We start from the raw sequence: 15,493 nt of genomic DNA on the forward strand, positions 1-15,493 counted from the left end.
GTAAATTGCACGGTGGTTCAAGGGGCAATCCCCACCATTGGCAAATCCACGATCATGCGAACTAGATCACCATCTACCTGGCAACTTATTGTTCCATCGTGAGCTTCGACCACTTCTCTAGCGAGATGTAGCCCGAAGCCCCCTCCCTCGATGCCGTTCGCAAAGCGGACTCCTTTGTCGAAGCATGTTCGTGGATCCAATGCGTGGATGCTCCTGTTCTCAACTATTAGCTGCGCTCTGCTGCCCTTTTCAACGATCGTCATGGTTACGCCGCCGCGAGCCTCGCTGTACTTCAGCGCATTCTCAAGAAGCACTGCTGGAACCAATGGGAACGATTTCTGACTGCCTTTGATAATTGCGCGAGAGCCAAGGACGCTTATGGACAAGTTTCGAGACGCTGCCTTCTCTTGGTAAACACGCTTCATCTTAAATGCAAGGTCGAAAAGACTAACTGTGCCGTCCAGAGGCAGCGTTCTCATTCCCTCGATGTTAGAGAGTGCCTCTAGAATGTCAAAGTTGTTCCTCATTAGTTCGGCTGCACTCTTGATACTTAGCAATCGGCGCTCATCCAAGCCGTCTTCGATTGCGCGTTCTGAATGCTGAATAATACTGCCGTTGAGTTTTCTTAGTTCATGGAACGCTTGAGGTAATACTTTGGCAGCTTCGACGATGGCGGCGGCTCTCGCTGCATCGATTTCAACGGCCACAAGGACTGTTGCATCAATGCTACTTCTGGAAATTCGGTTGCGCGGGAACTGCTTAGCGATTGCAGTTTCTTTGGTGGTCTGAAATCGCGGGTGAGCGATTACGCCTGATACAAACCACGTCTTCCCTGAGTAAGGGAAACTGCGTGTAGTGAAGCCAAACGGGCATTGGCTATAGCCATGAGGAGCGTGCGATTGGTAGTGCTTCTCGCATCTCGAATCTGAGCGAATGGACCTTCTGCATAGATTCGGACTGCTAATCTCTGTGCCGTCATGAATCTCCAGACTATCGCCATCTGTCAACGGGAGTAGCGAGGGAGGTCGGGTCATAAGAAGAGCCTCGTAATCATTGCTTCGACAGTCTTTTCCGCGGCAACCCCGGCGGCTCGAACGACGTATTCCTTGAACTTTCCCTTATTCTTGGAATCCAGCGCTTTGGTCAACGCAGATTGCATCTGGGCTCGGGCCTCCGGATCAGACACAGAGAGCTTGGTCAAGAGAGCTTCAAATATGTGCTCCTTGCCAAATGATTTTCGAATTTGGTCTTCAATTAACGCCATGGAATCGCCTAGGCCCATGTCCTTGGGTAGCACGATATGGCTCAGTCGAAAGAACTCGGACTCGACTGCATTTAGGCTTCTGGATGTATAGGCGATCAGTCGCGTACCTGGTGAGACCCTTCTTATGTGCTTCAGCAGGTCCAAGCCTTGCGCAGGCCCCAAAGTTTGCCCGACCCCGTAATAGTCCACAATTGCGACGTCGTAGAGCTGTGCTTCGTACTTACGTAGGTCATCCCCTCTCGAATCGTGGTCTACGAAGAACTGCGAATTACGCAGATGCTCCAGCAAAATAGGTGTCTCGTCGTCAATGAGGGCGATCCTACCGCGCCGAATAAGCTCCTCGCGAGATAACGGGCCATCGAAATCGCTCAGAGTCTTTCTTTTGCCCCATCCAAACATCCTCGTTCTTCCTTGTTGATGTAAAGATTTTGTGAGCACACATCATCACATTTTAAAGCTGTTGGCAAGGGATGTGTGTAGTGTCTCTCTGTCCGTCGCATTGCTGGGCACAGGTTGGGGGCTTGGAAGCACTCGCAGAGCGTGGCCGATAGAATCTTATCCAGAGGCAGTCTTGAAGAATTCGGGTTCTGCGGATTGAATTATGGGAAGCCGCATGCTTGCTTTACTCTCTACTGCAATTCAGAGAGTTCGCTTGAATCTCTTCTCTCGCCGGGACTGAACTTTGGGTTGAGGTGGGACTAAGTGAATGTCAGTCAGGCCTAACCTCCCGGCAAGCCCACTCAGCCAACCCCCGGCAGGCCAGAAACAACCCATCAACGGTCCCCTCATCTAGGTGCCTCTCCGGCTCCGCTGCCACCCGGCAGCGGTCTGCCGCGTGCAGTAGCTCCAGCACCGTCAGCGCCCCCACCAACGCGCGCTCGGTCCTCGCCAAGCTCACGCGGCGGCCGGGTGACACGTCGGTTTCTGGCCAGGGGTGCCCATCAGCACCCTCGCAGCCGCGCATGCGTTTGAGGATGCCGAGCAGGGAGTTCAGATCGGGCAGGGGAGTGTCGTCGTTGATGGGTTCAACAACGGTGTACGAGGAGAAGGTGTCGGATTCGTTCATGGCGTCGGCTTCCGTGGCTGTGCTTAACAGCGCCACCGCGAAGAGGTGGCGGACGATGCGTGGCTGCAAACCGGAAGAAGCAATGTCATAAACCGGTGGGCCCGAAAGCCCCCACGCACCGCCCGCCAGAAAGGCCGACGGATTGCCCGCCGGCACCGGTTAAGGACGGTGCCGACGGGCAAGCGCAAACTACAGACATCGCTTTCTTCGGGTTTGCAGACCCGAGCCATCCGTTTTCGGTGGCGCGCCATGGTGTTAACGCCGTAGCTTCGAATGCCAATAGAAATTCGTGAAGGAATCGCGGAATCCGAGAGCGAAGAACTATTGTTGCACGCACCATTCGTGCAGCGCGCGACACCGCCGGACGCATTCGCGCAGCTGTTCTGCTGATAGCGAATCAACGTGGCGCAATCGCCCACGCCACATGGGAATAGCGCGACAGCCTGCTTTGCAACAGTTCTTAATCCGGCTCTCCAAGTAACGGCGTCGAATCAGCCACATACCCCGAAAATCGGTTCAAAGCCGACACCGCCAGCGAACCTCGCGACTTCAACCAGCGCCATCCTCAGCCGCGCTCGCATTCCCCACCAGCAACTCAATCATCGCCCTTGCCGCCGCCGACTGCCGCCGATGCGGCGCATAAATCACCGAGAACGGTCTCGATCGCCCCCGCAGCTGCGGCAGCACTTCCACCAATTGCCCGCGCTGCAGCCGCTCGCGCACAATGAATTCATAGCTCTGGCAGATGCCGATGCCCTGTTCGGCCAGCGACACCACGCCCAGCACATCGTCGGAGGTCTCGATGGATGAACGCGGCAGCCACTCCACGTCGCGCCCATCGTCGCGGAAGATCCAAGGCGCCAGCCGCCCGGTGCGCGGCATCACAAACGGCAGGCACAGGTGCTGCTGCAGGTCGTCCAGCGTCTGCGGCGTCCCCCGGCGTTGCAGGTACTCCGGCGAAGCCACCAGCACCAAAGGCGCATCTTCCAACTTGCGCCCCACCAGCCCGCTGTCCGGCAGCTGGCCCAGGCGGATGGCCAGGTCGAAGCCTTCGGCCACCAGGTCCACGTTGCGGTTGGTGATGTTCAGTTCCACCTGCACCTGCGGGTACTGCAGCGCAAAGCGCGCCAGCACGGGTGGCAGCCGGTAGTGGCCATAGGTGGTGGGCACGCTCAGGCGCACGCGGCCGGCCAGCGCACCGTCCTGGGCCAGTACGTCGCGCTCGGCGTCGTCCAGCAGGCCGAAGGCGGTGCGCACCTGTTCCAGATAGAGCCGCCCGGCGTCGGTCAGGCCCACGCGGCGGGTGGTTCGCTGCAGCAGCTGCCGGCCCAGCCGTGCTTCCAGGCGGGTGACCGCGCGGCTCAGCACCGAGGGTGTGGTGGACAGCGCCACGGCGCCGGCGGTGAACGAGCCGTGCTCGACCACCGCCAGGAACACCTCTACATCGCCCAGATAGTCGAACTTGCGGCTCATTTGGCTCTCCGGAGAACAGATGTTTTGCAGTGGGGCCAATTTATCGCCGCTGGGGCGATGAATAAAGTGGCGGCCATTCCCCGATAGGAGTCCCCATGAACCTGATGACCCGGCTGGCCGCAGCGCTGGCCCTGACCCTGGCCGCCAGCGGCGCGCATGCTGCCAACGTGCTGGTGGTGCTGTCCGACGAAAACCACCTGGACCTGAAGGACGGCAAGGTGCTGTCCACCGGCTTCTATCTCAACGAGCTGATGCAGCCGGTAAAGCTGCTGCTGGACGCGGGCCACGAGGTGACCTTCGCCACGCCGCAGGGGCGGGCGCCGACGGTGGATGCGTCCTCGGTGACGCCGGCGTACTTCGGCAACGATGCCGCGCAGCTGAGACTACACAAGGACCTGCTGGAGAAGCTGGCGCTGACCTCGCCGACGGCCTCGCCGGTGGTCAGCCTGGCGCGCATTGAGCAGCAAGGCTACGCGCGTTTCGATGCGGTCTATATTCCCGGTGGCCACGCGCCGATGCAGGACCTGCTGAAGAGCCCGGCGCTGGGCCGGCTGCTGGCCGACTTCCACCAGCGCAACAAGACCACCGCGCTGGTCTGCCACGGGCCGATCGCGCTGCTGTCCACGCTGCCGGATGCGGCGGGTTTCGTGGCAAAGCTGGAAACGGGTGCGATGCCGGCCACGCCGAAGTGGATCTACAGCGGCTACGAGATGACGGTGATCAGCAACCAGGAGGAAGAGCAGGCCAAGCCGCTGCTGGGCGGCGGTGAGATGAAGTTCTACCCGCAGACCGCGCTGCAGCGGGCGGGGGCGACGTTCAGCAGCAATGCCACGCCGTGGACGGGCCATGTGGTGGTGGACCGCGAGCTGATTACCGGGCAGAACCCGGCTTCTGCGCTGGAGGTGGGGCAGCGGTTGGTGGAGCGGTTGAAGTAAGGCGGGGCTGCACAGCAGGTTGCCAGCCTTGGGGCCGAGGGGCCAGCGCCTCGGCCTGTCTATGGAAGTGCCACCGTGGTCGGCAGAGAGGGCATCAGCCCTTCGCGAGCGCTGCTCCTGACAGATCTTCAATCTGGGAAAGGGCGTGACGCGTCGCGGTCCAATCGCCGGCGTGCCTGATCGCCACGCCTCCGGCCGCTGTCCAGGCATCACAGTTCGCTTCGAAATCGTCGATCAGAACATCGCCCGGCTGGTGCATGAAAAGAGGCTTGTGCCTGCCGCCGAGTACCGGCAACACCAGGCAGGTTGCTGACAGGTGTTCGCGGACCCACTGTCGCTTCTGCATCGCGGCGAGCGGATAGTTCGATTTCGGGCAGGCAGTGAGAATCACCGGGTTCAAGTGGTGGATGCTGTGGAAGAACTCCACTGCACCGTGCATCGGCGGTAGGTCGCGGAAGAACGACGGGTGGTTGTTGATGTGCCCCCACATTTCATCGTCGGCAAGCAAGCGATGGTCCAGGCCAAACAGGGCGGGAAATGCCGCGTCGAAGTCGGCCATTACGCCATCAAGATCTACGTAGATGGTGCGTCTGGATGCACTCGATCCACCGGTGTGCCAGTTCGCGAGCGGGTCCATCATCGGTATTGACTTCACATCATCAGCGTTCATTTGCGCGTTCTCCTTTCAAGAGTGGGCTTTCTTCTTCATCGGTTCCCCAGTAGCGGGACAAAGTGCTTGGCGATTGCGACAGACATGGCAGCAATCGCGATGCCGCTGGCGTCGGTCAAGGGCGAAAGAGTGATGGCCTGCAACCCCACCAATGCGGAACGCCAGAGTGCCTCTTGAGTCCATCAGGCGCTGCTGCAGCGGGACGGTGCACCGCGCCGTAACAACACAATATGGGCGCCACCAACCAGAATTGAAACTGAGATGGGCATCGCCTCACGGCGACGCCGCCCGGCAGATGCCGTAATCGGCACGCTTGAAACGCGGTATATATCGCCGCGATTCTTCAGAGGCATGCCGAGTGGCTGCTCCGGCCGTTGCCCAAGACGCATGGCCCCAGCCACTGGCTCATTTCGCAAACCAAGGAGCAATCTGGCGCGCTGGTGATTGGATAATCCCAACGCGCTACGGAAAGGCCGAACGGAGATATGCCTGTGGCGCTCGTTCCAGACTGATCCAGGAACGTCACTGAACATGGATGTTCAGGCGCACTCAATATATCACGCCGACCAGCGCCAGCGGCTTGAACGCGCTCGATCTCCAGCAGTTTGATTGGGCAGGGCAAGGCCGGCATGGCACCATGATGGGCTGGCCTCGTCCTTCCGGCCGGGGCCGTTTTCCCAGGGAAGCCCACCAACACGACATGCGAACGTCCTTCTTCATTCTCTCCGCCCTGTGCCTTGGCCTGCTGCCTGGCTGTGCCAGTGGCCCGGAGGAGCACGCCTCAAGCCGCGAGATCACCAGTGCGTTCGTGGCCGACGACGGCCAGCTGTACCTGCTGCCGCGCTATGACGAGCCGATGCGCTTCAATGCCGCGCCGTTCCGCGAGTACCGGGCGCTGATGGACAGCCCGCTGCGCGAGGCTGTGGCCTGCGCGCAGATGTACTTCCATGAGGATTGGCGCGACCCGGCCAACAAGGCCAAGGTGCACGGCAGCTATGCGCTGCTGCTGCGGCCGGAGCAGGTGACGGCGGAGCAGGCCGCGCAGTTCAAGCTGGAGCGGATTGAGGTCCCCTCGCGTGAGGCCAAGGCCGTGGAGGAGCGTGCGCGCTACTACCTGCCGATGGACCGGACCCGTTACGCGCTGGCGTTTGACCGGGCCTGCAATCTTTCCAAGAAGGGCGGCAGCTATTACAGCGCGCTGTTCGAGGGCGACGGCGAGCGGGTGAAGCTGCCGGATGCTGCGGCGCTGGCGGAGAAGGGGAAGCTGGCACAGCCGATCAATGCGCGGGCGCAGCGGATCCTGCCGGAGAGGGAGGACAAGCCGGGTATGGGTTCGGCGGCGGGCAAGGTGCTCGGCGCGGCGCTGATCCCTGTGGCAGTGCCGGTGTTTGTGCTGAGCCTGCCGTTCCTGGGGCCGGATCATTGGAAGTGAAAAGGCGTTGGGGGAGAGTCATCCACGCATGGCGTGGATTGGGCATCGCCTGAAAGTTCATCCTGGAGATCTGTGTGCCAAGCACGCTGGAAACTGTTTTGAAGACTGCAGGCTTCATTGTCGTTGCGGCGCTTCCGCTGGTGATCCTCTGGTTCACCCTTCGGCGAATGGCAGCAACCGCTCGCTCGTCCGTGAAATCGGGGCTACGTTTGCATGCCCCGCGCCGGATTTCCGGCACGTCCATGACCTTGGTGATGGTGGATGGCAAAGAGGATCGGGAGCACTACTTCTTTGATGCGCAGTCCTTTTACCTGCGACGTGGGCCGGTGCCCACCGCCGTTCCGCTTTCGCAGATCACCTCAGTCACACGAACGTCCGACAAGATCTACGGGCGCTATGTCTGGCAGGTGTGCTTCAGCAAAGCATCGGGCAGAAAGTGCGTGACGTTCACCAACAACCTGACGCTGTTCAACCGGGATTTCCTGCTGTTCCTGGAGGCGGTGCGGAAGGCCAATCCGCTGGCGACCGTTGATCGGGTGGGCATCCTCTTCTAGAGCGTGTTTGAAGTTCGGTATGAACAGTGTCACTGCAATGGCATCACAGCGCGCAGCCCCTGTGTAACCGATGTAATCGATGAGAAATGGGCGTTTGTTGCGCGGTATCTGATACCGAAGCATTCTCATGCGTGGCAGTGCAAGCATGATCTGCGATGAACACGCAAAGCCCGTAACATGGAACGAGGTCCGCTCGTTCCTGCGCGCGACGCAAAGCGTGGGCCTTGGTACCTGTGACGAAGACGCATTTGAGATAATTGTCGAGACGACTTACGTTTACGGCATGCGGTCAATCTCTGCGGAGTAGTTCATGATGATGTGCCGATCCACGCTGGACGTCTCCCTGATTCATGCCTATGCGCTTCCTCTCGGCATATGCGTGGCAGCAGCCGTGGTTCTGATCGCAGTATGGCTGGCACCCCGCTCTGGCGGGGTGCCAGCCAGGAATATTGCGCTCGGCTCGGCGCTGGCCGTTGTTGTCGTAGTTGCCTTTGGCCTCGTATATCAAGCGCGGACAGCGTACATCGCCATTACAGATGGCCAGCTGATTGGGTCAGCAGCGTTTGTCCGACTGCAGCTCCCGCTTTCCAGTGTCGCGTGGCAGGACGCTTCCGATGCTTCAAGGATCACGCTGCCTCACCGGCAACTTGGGACCAGCACCGGGGGCGTTGAACTTGGCAAGTTCGGCATGCAGAACGGTCGCAACGTCTTCGTGCTGCGCACGGATCGTAGCTCTGTTCTCGTCACAGCCAGAGGGGATATTGACTTGATTCTGGACCGGCGTCTTTACGAACAGCTCAAAGCATGCTTGGATCAGGTGAGTGAGACCGGCGGCCATCGAGGAACACTGCAATGATCAGCAGGAAGTACTGGTTTACCAGGAAGAAGTACGGATGGGGCTGGGGGATGCCGTGCGCGTGGCAAGGCTGGCTTGTGTACGCAGTCGCATTCGGCTTGCTACTGGCGGGTCCGTTTCTGTTCTCTCCATTTCGCGAGCCCATCGCGTTTCAGCTCTACACGTGGGCCGTAGTGTTGGTCCTTGTCCTTATCTGCTGGATGAAAGGCGCTCCGCCCGGTTGGAGGTGGGGGGAGTAGAACGGCCGCAGAAGCTATTTCCGGACGTGTTCGATCCGCTGGGCAAAGCATGGATGCATTGCCCTTGTGGGAGTCGGACAGTATCGCCAGCAGGCCACGGCTGCGCCCCCTCTGAGGCGTACCGTCCGTTTTGAAAGAACGCTGGACACTTCCCTCGGCGGCTACCCAACGCGTTCTAACCGTTAATTGACCAATGTAGCGTCGCTGAAGCGGGGCGCCGGCAAAGCTACACTGACCACCTACGCCCAATGGAAGCTCACCCATGTTCAGTGGAAAGGTTGCGGTGGTTACCGGCTCCACCAGTGGTATCGGTCTTGGCATTGCCACCGCGCTGGCCGGGCAAGGGGCCGACATCGTGTTGAATGGCTTCGGCGATGCGGCGGCCATCGAACGCGCCCGTGCCCGCCTGGAAGCCGAGTTCGGCGTACGGGTGGTGCATGACGGTGCCGACCTGTCCAAGGGCGAGGCGGTGCGCGGGATGATCGATCGCGCCGTTGCGACGATGGGGCGCATCGACATCCTGGTAAACAACGCGGGCATCCAGCACACCGCGTCGATCGAGGAATTCCCGGTCGAAAAGTGGGATGCGATTCTGGCGCTGAATCTCTCGGCGGTGTTCCATGCAACGGCGGCGGCCTTGCCGCACATGAAGCAGCAGGGCGCCGGCCGCATCATCAACATTGCGTCGGTGCACGGGTTGGTGGGCTCGGTGAACAAGTCGGCCTACGTGGCGGCCAAGCATGGAGTGGTGGGCTTCACCAAGGTGACCGCGCTGGAGAATGCGGGGACCGGCATTACCGCCAATGCGATCTGCCCGGGCTGGGTGCGGACGGCGCTGGTCGAGCAGCAGATCACCGCGTTGGCCGAGCGCGAAGGCACGGATCAGGAGACCGCCGCGCGTGCGCTGCTGGCTGAAAAGCAGCCGTCGTTACAGTTCGTGACGCCTGAGCAGCTGGGACAAATGGTGGTGTTCCTGGCCTCGGACGCGGCGGCGCAGATTACCGGCACGGCGCTGCCGGTGGATGGGGGCTGGACGGCGCGCTAGCTGGCTGGCTGTGCTTTACGCTGCAGCATGGGCAATGCCACCAGCGTGGCGAGAATGGTGAACAGCACCAGCGACGAGCCTACCGTGCCGAAGCCCAAGCCGCCCTTTTCCAGCGGCTTGGTGAGCAAGTCGCCGAAAGTGGCGCCGAACGGGCGGGTGAGCACGAAGGCGCTCCAGAACAGGATGACCCGGTTGATGCCCTTGATGCGGCTGGCCAATGCGGTAAGCGCGATGAGGCTGCCGATCAGCAGTGCGCCGCCGGTGAAGCCCAGCCCGGAATCGTCGGCGAGGAAATCACCCAGCGCGGTGCCGAGCGTGTTGGAGAACAGCACGGCGGTCCAGTAGAAGCCTTCGGCGCGGCGCGATGCGATGTTGCTGACCGAGATCGACTTTTCCGACAGCCGCCAAGCCAGCAGCACCAGCGCCAGGCAGCCGGCCAGCAGACTGGCGCCGGTGGCGTAGCCCAGGCCGAGCGTGCGGTCGATCAGGTCGGACAGGGTGGTGCCGGCAGTGCTGGTCGCCAGCACCACCGACCAGAACAGCACCGGATGGAAGCGCCGCGCCGACAGTTGCAGGCCCAGCAGGCCGGCGAAGATCGCCAGCAGGATGGCCGAGCTGGCCACGTAGCCCAGGTTGAGCGTCATCGACAGCAGATCGCCCGCAGTCTCGCCGAGGGTGGTGGCGGCGATCTTCATCACCCAGAAACCGAGGGTGACCGCCGCCACTTTGCTGTGCAGGGAATCTGCGTCTGAAGCGCGCATCGAACGTCGCCTGGGGAGCCCGCGGGTGATGCTGTGGCGGGCGGCGTCGGAGTGCAGTCGGAACCAGGTTTGGCGAGGGTGAGCGTGGGGGCGGCGTTCAGCCGGCGCTGGCGGGGGCCGAAAGGCGCGCCAGCAGGGCGCCCCAGTCGGCCACGAAGCAGCCGTCGCGGCCGCGGTTGCATTCGGTGATCCACGCGTCCAGCGATTCGCTCTTTGCGCGGTAGCCGCTGACATCGCCCAGGACGGCGAAGTGCAGGCGGTAGTTCACCAGCATCTGCAGCCATTGCCCGGCCATGCCGGAGCGCAGCTCGAAGAAGTCTGCCGAAAGGCGCTGCACCGGCACGGCGATCCACTCGGCCTGGTGCCCAAGGGCATCGCCGACCAGGTCGCGCAAGGCGTTGCCATCCAGCAGCGGGCCTGTATCGGCGCTGCGCAGGACCCGGGTGCTGCCGATCTGTTCGACATGTGTGTGCATGGTGCGCTCTGAAGTTCGTATCGTCCGCCCAGTATGGCCATGGGAGAGGCCAACAGTAAGCAGATGCAGCATGAATCTGGCGAACGAACGCGTTAGGCTGCGCCGGGCGCCCGCACGAGGCGGGTTCACGATACCGGGAAAGGGCATGGCAGGGTGGAAAGAACGTTCGTTGTTGATGGCGGTGCTGGTGTGCTCGGGTCTGCCGGCTGCGGCCGCCGAGCTATGCACGGCCAGTGCCTACGGTGACGGGCAGGGCAACATCGTGGTGCTCGGCGCACCCGCTGCGGCACCGGCCACGGGGCAGCGCTATCTGATGGTGGACGGGCGACGTGGCGCCACCGGTGATGCCAACGCGCCGGTGAGCTGCAGCGACGATGTGGTCAGCTTCAGGTCGTCTGCGGGAGCCACGCAGCGCTGGCAGCGACTGCCGACCCGCGATACCGATGCAACGTTCATCAGCGCGGGAACCAAGCTGGTTGGGCAGTTGATCGAGCCGGCAGGGCCGGCCGACCCGACGCGACCGCTGGTGGTGCTGGTGCACGGCTCGGAACGCACGATGGCGGCGGCGGCCATCTACCAGCGCATGCTGGTGGCGCAGGGGATTTCGGTCTTCGCTTACCAGAAGCGTGGGACCGGCGATTCGGAAGGCGAGTACACACAGAACTTCGAGCTGCTGGCCGACGACGCGGCGGCGGCGCTTGCCAAGGCGCGCGAACTGGCGAGAGGCCGGTTCGGCCGCGCCGGCTACTTTGGTGGCAGCCAGGGCGGCTGGATCGCGCCGCTGGCGGCGACCCGCTCGCAGGCGGATTTCGTGGCGATCGGCTTCGGGCTGGTGGTGTCGCCCATCGAGGAGGACCGCGAGCAGTTGTTCGACGAGGCACGGCGCATGCAGCTGGATGCAACGGCGATGAAGCAGGTCGGCCAGCTTTCAGACGCGACCGCGCAGTTGATGCGCACGCATTTCACTGAAGGGTTCGAGGCGCTGGCGAAGGTGCGTACGCAGATCGGTGCCGCACCGTGGGCAAAGAACATCAGCGGCGAATACAGCGGCGACATGCTGCGCATGAGTGACGCCGACCTGCGCCGGATCGGCCGAGCGCGCTTCGACAACCTGGAGCTGATCTGGGACTACGACGCCGAGGCCGCGCTGCGCCGCCTGAAGCTGCCGTTGCTGTGGGTGCTGGCCGAGCAGGACCGCGCCGCGCCGATTGCCGCCACGCGTTCGATCCTGTCGCGCCTGCGCGCGTCGGGGCAACCGATCGACACCTACCTGTTCCCGGATACCGACCACGGCATGGTCGAGTTCCGCACCGATGCCGAGGGCAACCGGGTGTCGACACGGATCACCGACGGCTACCTGCGCCTGCTGGCCGATTGGATCAAGCAGGATGTGCATGGCAGTTATGGACGTTCGCGCAGATTGAGCGATTGACCGGATGGGGAGCGCTGGCGGCGGATGGCGCTCCGCCGCCGATTGCGGCACGACTCAGTTCGGCTTCGCAAACACATCCAGCCCCTTGCCCGTCTCCAGCAGCGACTTCAGGCTGGACAGCACGATCGGCCAGCCCTGGCGGATGCCGGTATCCATGCCGCTGCCGGGTTCCAGTTCCTCATGGGTAACCGTCAGCCGCACCATGTCCTGGTAGGGCACGATGTCGAAGGTGACGCGGCTGTAGGCAGCGGGATTGTTGGCCTGCGAGGCGGCTGCCCAGGTGATGACCAGGCGCGAGGGCGGGGTGCTTTCCACCACTTCGCCGACCAGCTCGACCGAGCGCGTTTCATTTGCACGCACGTGCTGCCAGCGCGAGCCGGGCTTCCAGTCCGACACGTTCTCGTGGCCCCAGTAGCGGCGGGCGATCTCGGGCCGGGTGATGGCCTCGAACACCTTCTCTGGGGTGGAGGCGATATAGATCACGTGGATGAAGCGGGTTGACTCTGCAGACATCGTCATTCTCCTTCCAGTTCGCGTTTCAGGTCATGCAGCAGGCTCAGGCGCTGCTGCTCGAACTTGCGTACCCAGCGTTCGTAGACTTCATGCAGGGGCACCGGGTTGATGAAGTGCAGCTTCTCGCGGCCACGGCGCACGGTACTGATCAGGTTGGCGTCTTCCAGCAGGCCCAGGTGCTGGGTGACCGATTGCCGGGCCATGTCCAGGTGTTCGCACAGCTGGCCCAGCGTCTGCCCGTTGTCCTTGCAGAGCAGATCCAGCAGCGTCCGGCGCGTGGGATCGGCCAGTGCCTTGAACACCTTGTCTGCGTCGCGCAGGTGGTCTACCGCCATGGGGAGGTCTTCAATTCCAGTTGTCGATCCTGACGTCGTGTGGGTTGGGCTGGCCCTTGCCGGTTTCCAGCAGTGCCTTCAGGCTCATCAGGAACACCGCCCACTTGGTGCTGCAGTGGGAGGTGAACTCGACACGTTCCTTCCAGCCTTCGTGGGTGAACAGGACGATGCAGTAGTCGCCTTCCTGCTTCAGCGCGAAGCGCGCGTGGGTGCCGATCCATTCGGCGGGGCCGGCGAGGAACCGCCACAGCACGAGCTCGCCTGGAACAAGCTGCTCAAGCTTCATCTCCATGGCGCCGATTTCCTGGCCGTTGTTGGTGAAACGGACCTTGACCGTGCCGCCGGCTTCGCGCTCGCCGTGCGCGTCTTCGGCCCACCAGGCGGCCACGCCTTCGGGGGTGGCCAGCGCCTGGTACACCTGGCTTGCGGGGGCCTTGATGCCGACCCTGTGTGCGATATCCACCATTGCAGGTTCCTCGCGATGGGCTGGCAGGCGCCGCCCTTGAGTTGACTATATGCAGGTAAATGCCTGCATGTCAAACCCCGCCACGAACGCCCGGGCGTGGTAGTGCCGGCCGCTGGCCGGCATCCCGGTGGCGTTGGGTGACTGCAGTTGCCGGCCAGCGGCCGGCACTACCGGGGCGATGGCTCAGTTCTCCGCGTCCTGAAGGGCGGCATGCAGTTTGTCGGTGATCCGCTGCAGTGCGGCACGATCATCCGCGGAGAGATGGTCGAGAAAATACCGGCGGACACCGGCGGCGTGTACCGGCCGTGCCGCGCGCAGCTGCGCGTGCCCTTCTGTGGTCATGCGGATCACTACGACGTTTTCGCTGTCGGTATCGCGTTCGATCAGGCCACGGCCCGCCATGCGGGTCAGCTGGTGCGAGAGGCGCGTCTTGTCCCATTCCAGGTAGTCCAGCAGTTCGCGCTGGCGGCGGCAGCGATCCTTGGACTGGTTCAGCTCCATCAGCACGATGAAGTCGGCCCTTGAGAGCCCGGTGCTGCGGGTGATGTCCTGGACGATGCGGCCGGAGGTGATTTCTGCCATGCGCCGGAAGCCGCGCCAGGTGGCCCATTCGTCGGGTGTGATGCTGGGGGAGGTCATGGCCGAACGTTGCCGGGCAATGGTTGACATGTCAACCCTCGCGGCATACGGTTGACGTATCAACTAACCTGGATCGCGCCATGCAGCACCCTCCCCGTATTGCCGTCATCGGCGCAGGCCCCGCTGGCCTCACCGCTGCGCTCATCCTGCATCGGGGCGGTCACCCCGTGAGCGTGTACGAGGGCGAAGCATCCGGGCAGCAGCGCACACAGGGCGGCACGCTGGATCTGCACGACGATTCCGGGCAGGTGGCGCTGCAGCGCGCGGGCCTGCTGGAGGCCTTCCGTGCGGTGGCGCGGCATGAGGGGCAGGAAGCGCGGATGGGCGACCCGTGGTCCGGGGAGATCACCACCGGCGGGTTCGGGCCGGAAGGGAGCAAGGACAAGCCGGAGATCGACCGCGGCGACCTGCGCCAGCTGCTGCTGGACGCGCTGCCGGCGGACACGGTGCAGTGGGGCCACAGCCTGACCGCGCTGGTATCTGCACAGGCGAACGGCCACGGCCTGCGATTCGCCAACGGCGTGCAGCGCGAGGCGGACATCGTGATTGGTGCCGATGGTGCGTGGTCGAAAGTGCGCGCGGCCTTGAGTACGTGCCAGCCGGTGCCCACCGGCATTACCTTCTTCGAAGGTTGGATCGCACAGCCTGCTGCGGACATCGCAGCGATGGTCGGGCAGGGCAGCCTGTTCTGCTTTGGCGGCGAGGAGGCCCTGTTCGTGCAACGCAACAGCCGCGATCGGCTCTGCGTGTATGCGGCGCTGAAGCGCTCTTCCGAGTGGCTTGATGCGCAGATCGCGCAGCACGGCATACGGACGCTGGTGACAGGCTGCTATACCAGGTGGGCCACGAACCTTCGGCGCCTGCTGGAGGCCTGCACGGACTTCGTGCGGCGGCCGATCTACAGCCTGCCAGCGGATTTTTGCTGGGCCCCGCGCGATGGCGTGACCTTGATCGGCGATGCGGCGCATCTGATGCCGCCGGTGGGCGTGGGCGTGAACCTGGCGATGCTGGACGCGTCGGATGTGGCGATGGCGTTGTGCGCGCGGCCGGATGCGATCAGCGCGATGCGCGACGCCGAAGTGCTGGTGCGTGAACGCGCCCGCGCCCTGATGCCGGATGCGATCGAGGGGTTCCAGCGCTGGTTCACTACCGGAGGGGATGCTCCACGCGGTTGATGAAGCGTCGAGTCTGTACGCACCTGCGACACTGGGAACAGCAGCAGATTCCTGGCGGCGCGCTGGAAGTCACATGGACTTCCGACTGCTTTGGTCCGGTACAGGTGGCCACGCTGGGGTACGCGCTAGACTGGTTGAACCGGCCGATGCTCCCCCTGTTTTC

Annotated in this window: 18 protein-coding genes; 7 read left to right on the forward strand and 11 right to left on the reverse strand. The window is 62.8% G+C overall.

What is annotated here, in order from left to right:
• Window positions 1-17 precede the first annotated feature (17 nt).
• The 4 genes from AC5P7I_RS11220 to AC5P7I_RS11235 all read right to left on the reverse strand — a co-directional run bounded on the left by AC5P7I_RS11220 (window position 18) and on the right by AC5P7I_RS11235 (window position 3,803).
• The gene (locus tag AC5P7I_RS11220) at window positions 18-707 is read right to left on the reverse strand and encodes an ATP-binding protein (RefSeq protein WP_262087368.1); all 690 of its coding nucleotides are present in this window, start codon (window positions 705-707) and stop codon (window positions 18-20) included.
• A 323-nt stretch (window positions 708-1,030) separates the two neighbouring features.
• Entirely contained in the window at window positions 1,031-1,663 is a 633-nt protein-coding gene (locus AC5P7I_RS11225) for a hypothetical protein (RefSeq protein WP_262087370.1), read from the reverse strand.
• A gap of 310 nt (window positions 1,664-1,973) precedes the next feature.
• Entirely contained in the window at window positions 1,974-2,330 is a 357-nt protein-coding gene (locus tag AC5P7I_RS11230) for a hypothetical protein (protein ID WP_262087372.1), read from the reverse strand.
• A gap of 549 nt (window positions 2,331-2,879) precedes the next feature.
• Window positions 2,880-3,803, reverse strand: coding sequence for a LysR family transcriptional regulator (locus AC5P7I_RS11235; RefSeq protein WP_014646872.1), 924 nt, complete (start codon window positions 3,801-3,803; stop codon window positions 2,880-2,882).
• 95 nt (window positions 3,804-3,898) lie between these two features.
• Between AC5P7I_RS11235 and AC5P7I_RS11240 the strand changes: the two genes are divergently transcribed.
• Complete coding sequence (locus AC5P7I_RS11240) at window positions 3,899-4,738, forward strand: type 1 glutamine amidotransferase domain-containing protein (protein WP_014646873.1); 840 nt, start codon at window positions 3,899-3,901, stop codon at window positions 4,736-4,738.
• 94 nt (window positions 4,739-4,832) lie between these two features.
• On the opposite strand, the gene AC5P7I_RS11245 is transcribed toward AC5P7I_RS11240, so the two are convergent.
• A complete protein-coding gene (locus AC5P7I_RS11245) occupies window positions 4,833-5,408 on the reverse strand; it encodes a 5' nucleotidase, NT5C type (protein WP_041863337.1) in 576 nt (191 codons plus the stop codon).
• A gap of 700 nt (window positions 5,409-6,108) precedes the next feature.
• Here AC5P7I_RS11245 and AC5P7I_RS11250 point away from each other — a divergent pair.
• The 4 genes from AC5P7I_RS11250 to AC5P7I_RS11265 all read left to right on the forward strand — a co-directional run bounded on the left by AC5P7I_RS11250 (window position 6,109) and on the right by AC5P7I_RS11265 (window position 9,534).
• Window positions 6,109-6,840, forward strand: a complete 732-nt coding sequence (locus tag AC5P7I_RS11250) for a hypothetical protein (RefSeq protein WP_262087551.1) — start codon at window positions 6,109-6,111, stop codon at window positions 6,838-6,840.
• Between the two features lie 74 nt (window positions 6,841-6,914).
• On the forward strand, window positions 6,915-7,394 hold the full coding sequence (locus tag AC5P7I_RS11255) for a hypothetical protein (RefSeq protein ID WP_232503939.1): 480 nt from the start codon (window positions 6,915-6,917) through the stop codon (window positions 7,392-7,394).
• Between the two features lie 310 nt (window positions 7,395-7,704).
• Window positions 7,705-8,250: a hypothetical protein gene (locus AC5P7I_RS11260; RefSeq protein ID WP_041863344.1), complete on the forward strand. Its 546-nt coding sequence runs from the start codon at window positions 7,705-7,707 to the stop codon at window positions 8,248-8,250.
• Between the two features lie 501 nt (window positions 8,251-8,751).
• Entirely contained in the window at window positions 8,752-9,534 is a 783-nt protein-coding gene (locus AC5P7I_RS11265; protein WP_014646877.1) for a 3-hydroxybutyrate dehydrogenase, read from the forward strand.
• Here AC5P7I_RS11265 and AC5P7I_RS11270 read toward each other — a convergent pair.
• Window positions 9,531-10,295: a COG4705 family protein gene (locus tag AC5P7I_RS11270; RefSeq protein ID WP_014646878.1), complete on the reverse strand. Its 765-nt coding sequence runs from the start codon at window positions 10,293-10,295 to the stop codon at window positions 9,531-9,533. The genes AC5P7I_RS11265 and AC5P7I_RS11270 overlap by 4 nt on opposite strands.
• Before the next feature lie 97 nt (window positions 10,296-10,392).
• The gene (locus tag AC5P7I_RS11275) at window positions 10,393-10,770 is read right to left on the reverse strand and encodes a DUF4180 domain-containing protein (protein WP_262087381.1); all 378 of its coding nucleotides are present in this window, start codon (window positions 10,768-10,770) and stop codon (window positions 10,393-10,395) included.
• 145 nt (window positions 10,771-10,915) lie between these two features.
• On the opposite strand from AC5P7I_RS11275, the gene AC5P7I_RS11280 reads away from it, so the two are divergent.
• Window positions 10,916-12,202, forward strand: a complete 1,287-nt coding sequence (locus tag AC5P7I_RS11280) for an alpha/beta hydrolase family protein (protein ID WP_262087383.1) — start codon at window positions 10,916-10,918, stop codon at window positions 12,200-12,202.
• A 54-nt stretch (window positions 12,203-12,256) separates the two neighbouring features.
• Here the strand turns inward: AC5P7I_RS11280 and AC5P7I_RS11285 are convergent, their stop codons facing one another.
• The 4 genes from AC5P7I_RS11285 to AC5P7I_RS11300 all read right to left on the reverse strand — a co-directional run bounded on the left by AC5P7I_RS11285 (window position 12,257) and on the right by AC5P7I_RS11300 (window position 14,185).
• Entirely contained in the window at window positions 12,257-12,715 is a 459-nt protein-coding gene (locus tag AC5P7I_RS11285; protein WP_262087385.1) for an SRPBCC family protein, read from the reverse strand.
• A 2-nt stretch (window positions 12,716-12,717) separates the two neighbouring features.
• Window positions 12,718-13,050, reverse strand: coding sequence for an ArsR/SmtB family transcription factor (locus tag AC5P7I_RS11290; protein ID WP_014646883.1), 333 nt, complete (start codon window positions 13,048-13,050; stop codon window positions 12,718-12,720).
• Window positions 13,051-13,060: 10 nt separating this feature from the next.
• Window positions 13,061-13,516 (reverse strand): SRPBCC family protein, encoded by a 456-nt coding sequence (locus tag AC5P7I_RS11295; protein WP_014646884.1) that lies wholly within the window; start codon window positions 13,514-13,516, stop codon window positions 13,061-13,063.
• Between the two features lie 183 nt (window positions 13,517-13,699).
• On the reverse strand, window positions 13,700-14,185 hold the full coding sequence (locus AC5P7I_RS11300; protein ID WP_197602828.1) for a MarR family winged helix-turn-helix transcriptional regulator: 486 nt from the start codon (window positions 14,183-14,185) through the stop codon (window positions 13,700-13,702).
• 50 nt (window positions 14,186-14,235) lie between these two features.
• Between AC5P7I_RS11300 and AC5P7I_RS11305 the strand changes: the two genes are divergently transcribed.
• Complete coding sequence (locus AC5P7I_RS11305; protein ID WP_041863347.1) at window positions 14,236-15,330, forward strand: FAD-dependent oxidoreductase; 1,095 nt, start codon at window positions 14,236-14,238, stop codon at window positions 15,328-15,330.
• Window positions 15,331-15,493: the final 163 nt, after the last annotated feature.

It is taken from the genome of Stenotrophomonas sp. YJH_SMC_138 (assembly GCF_059369855.1).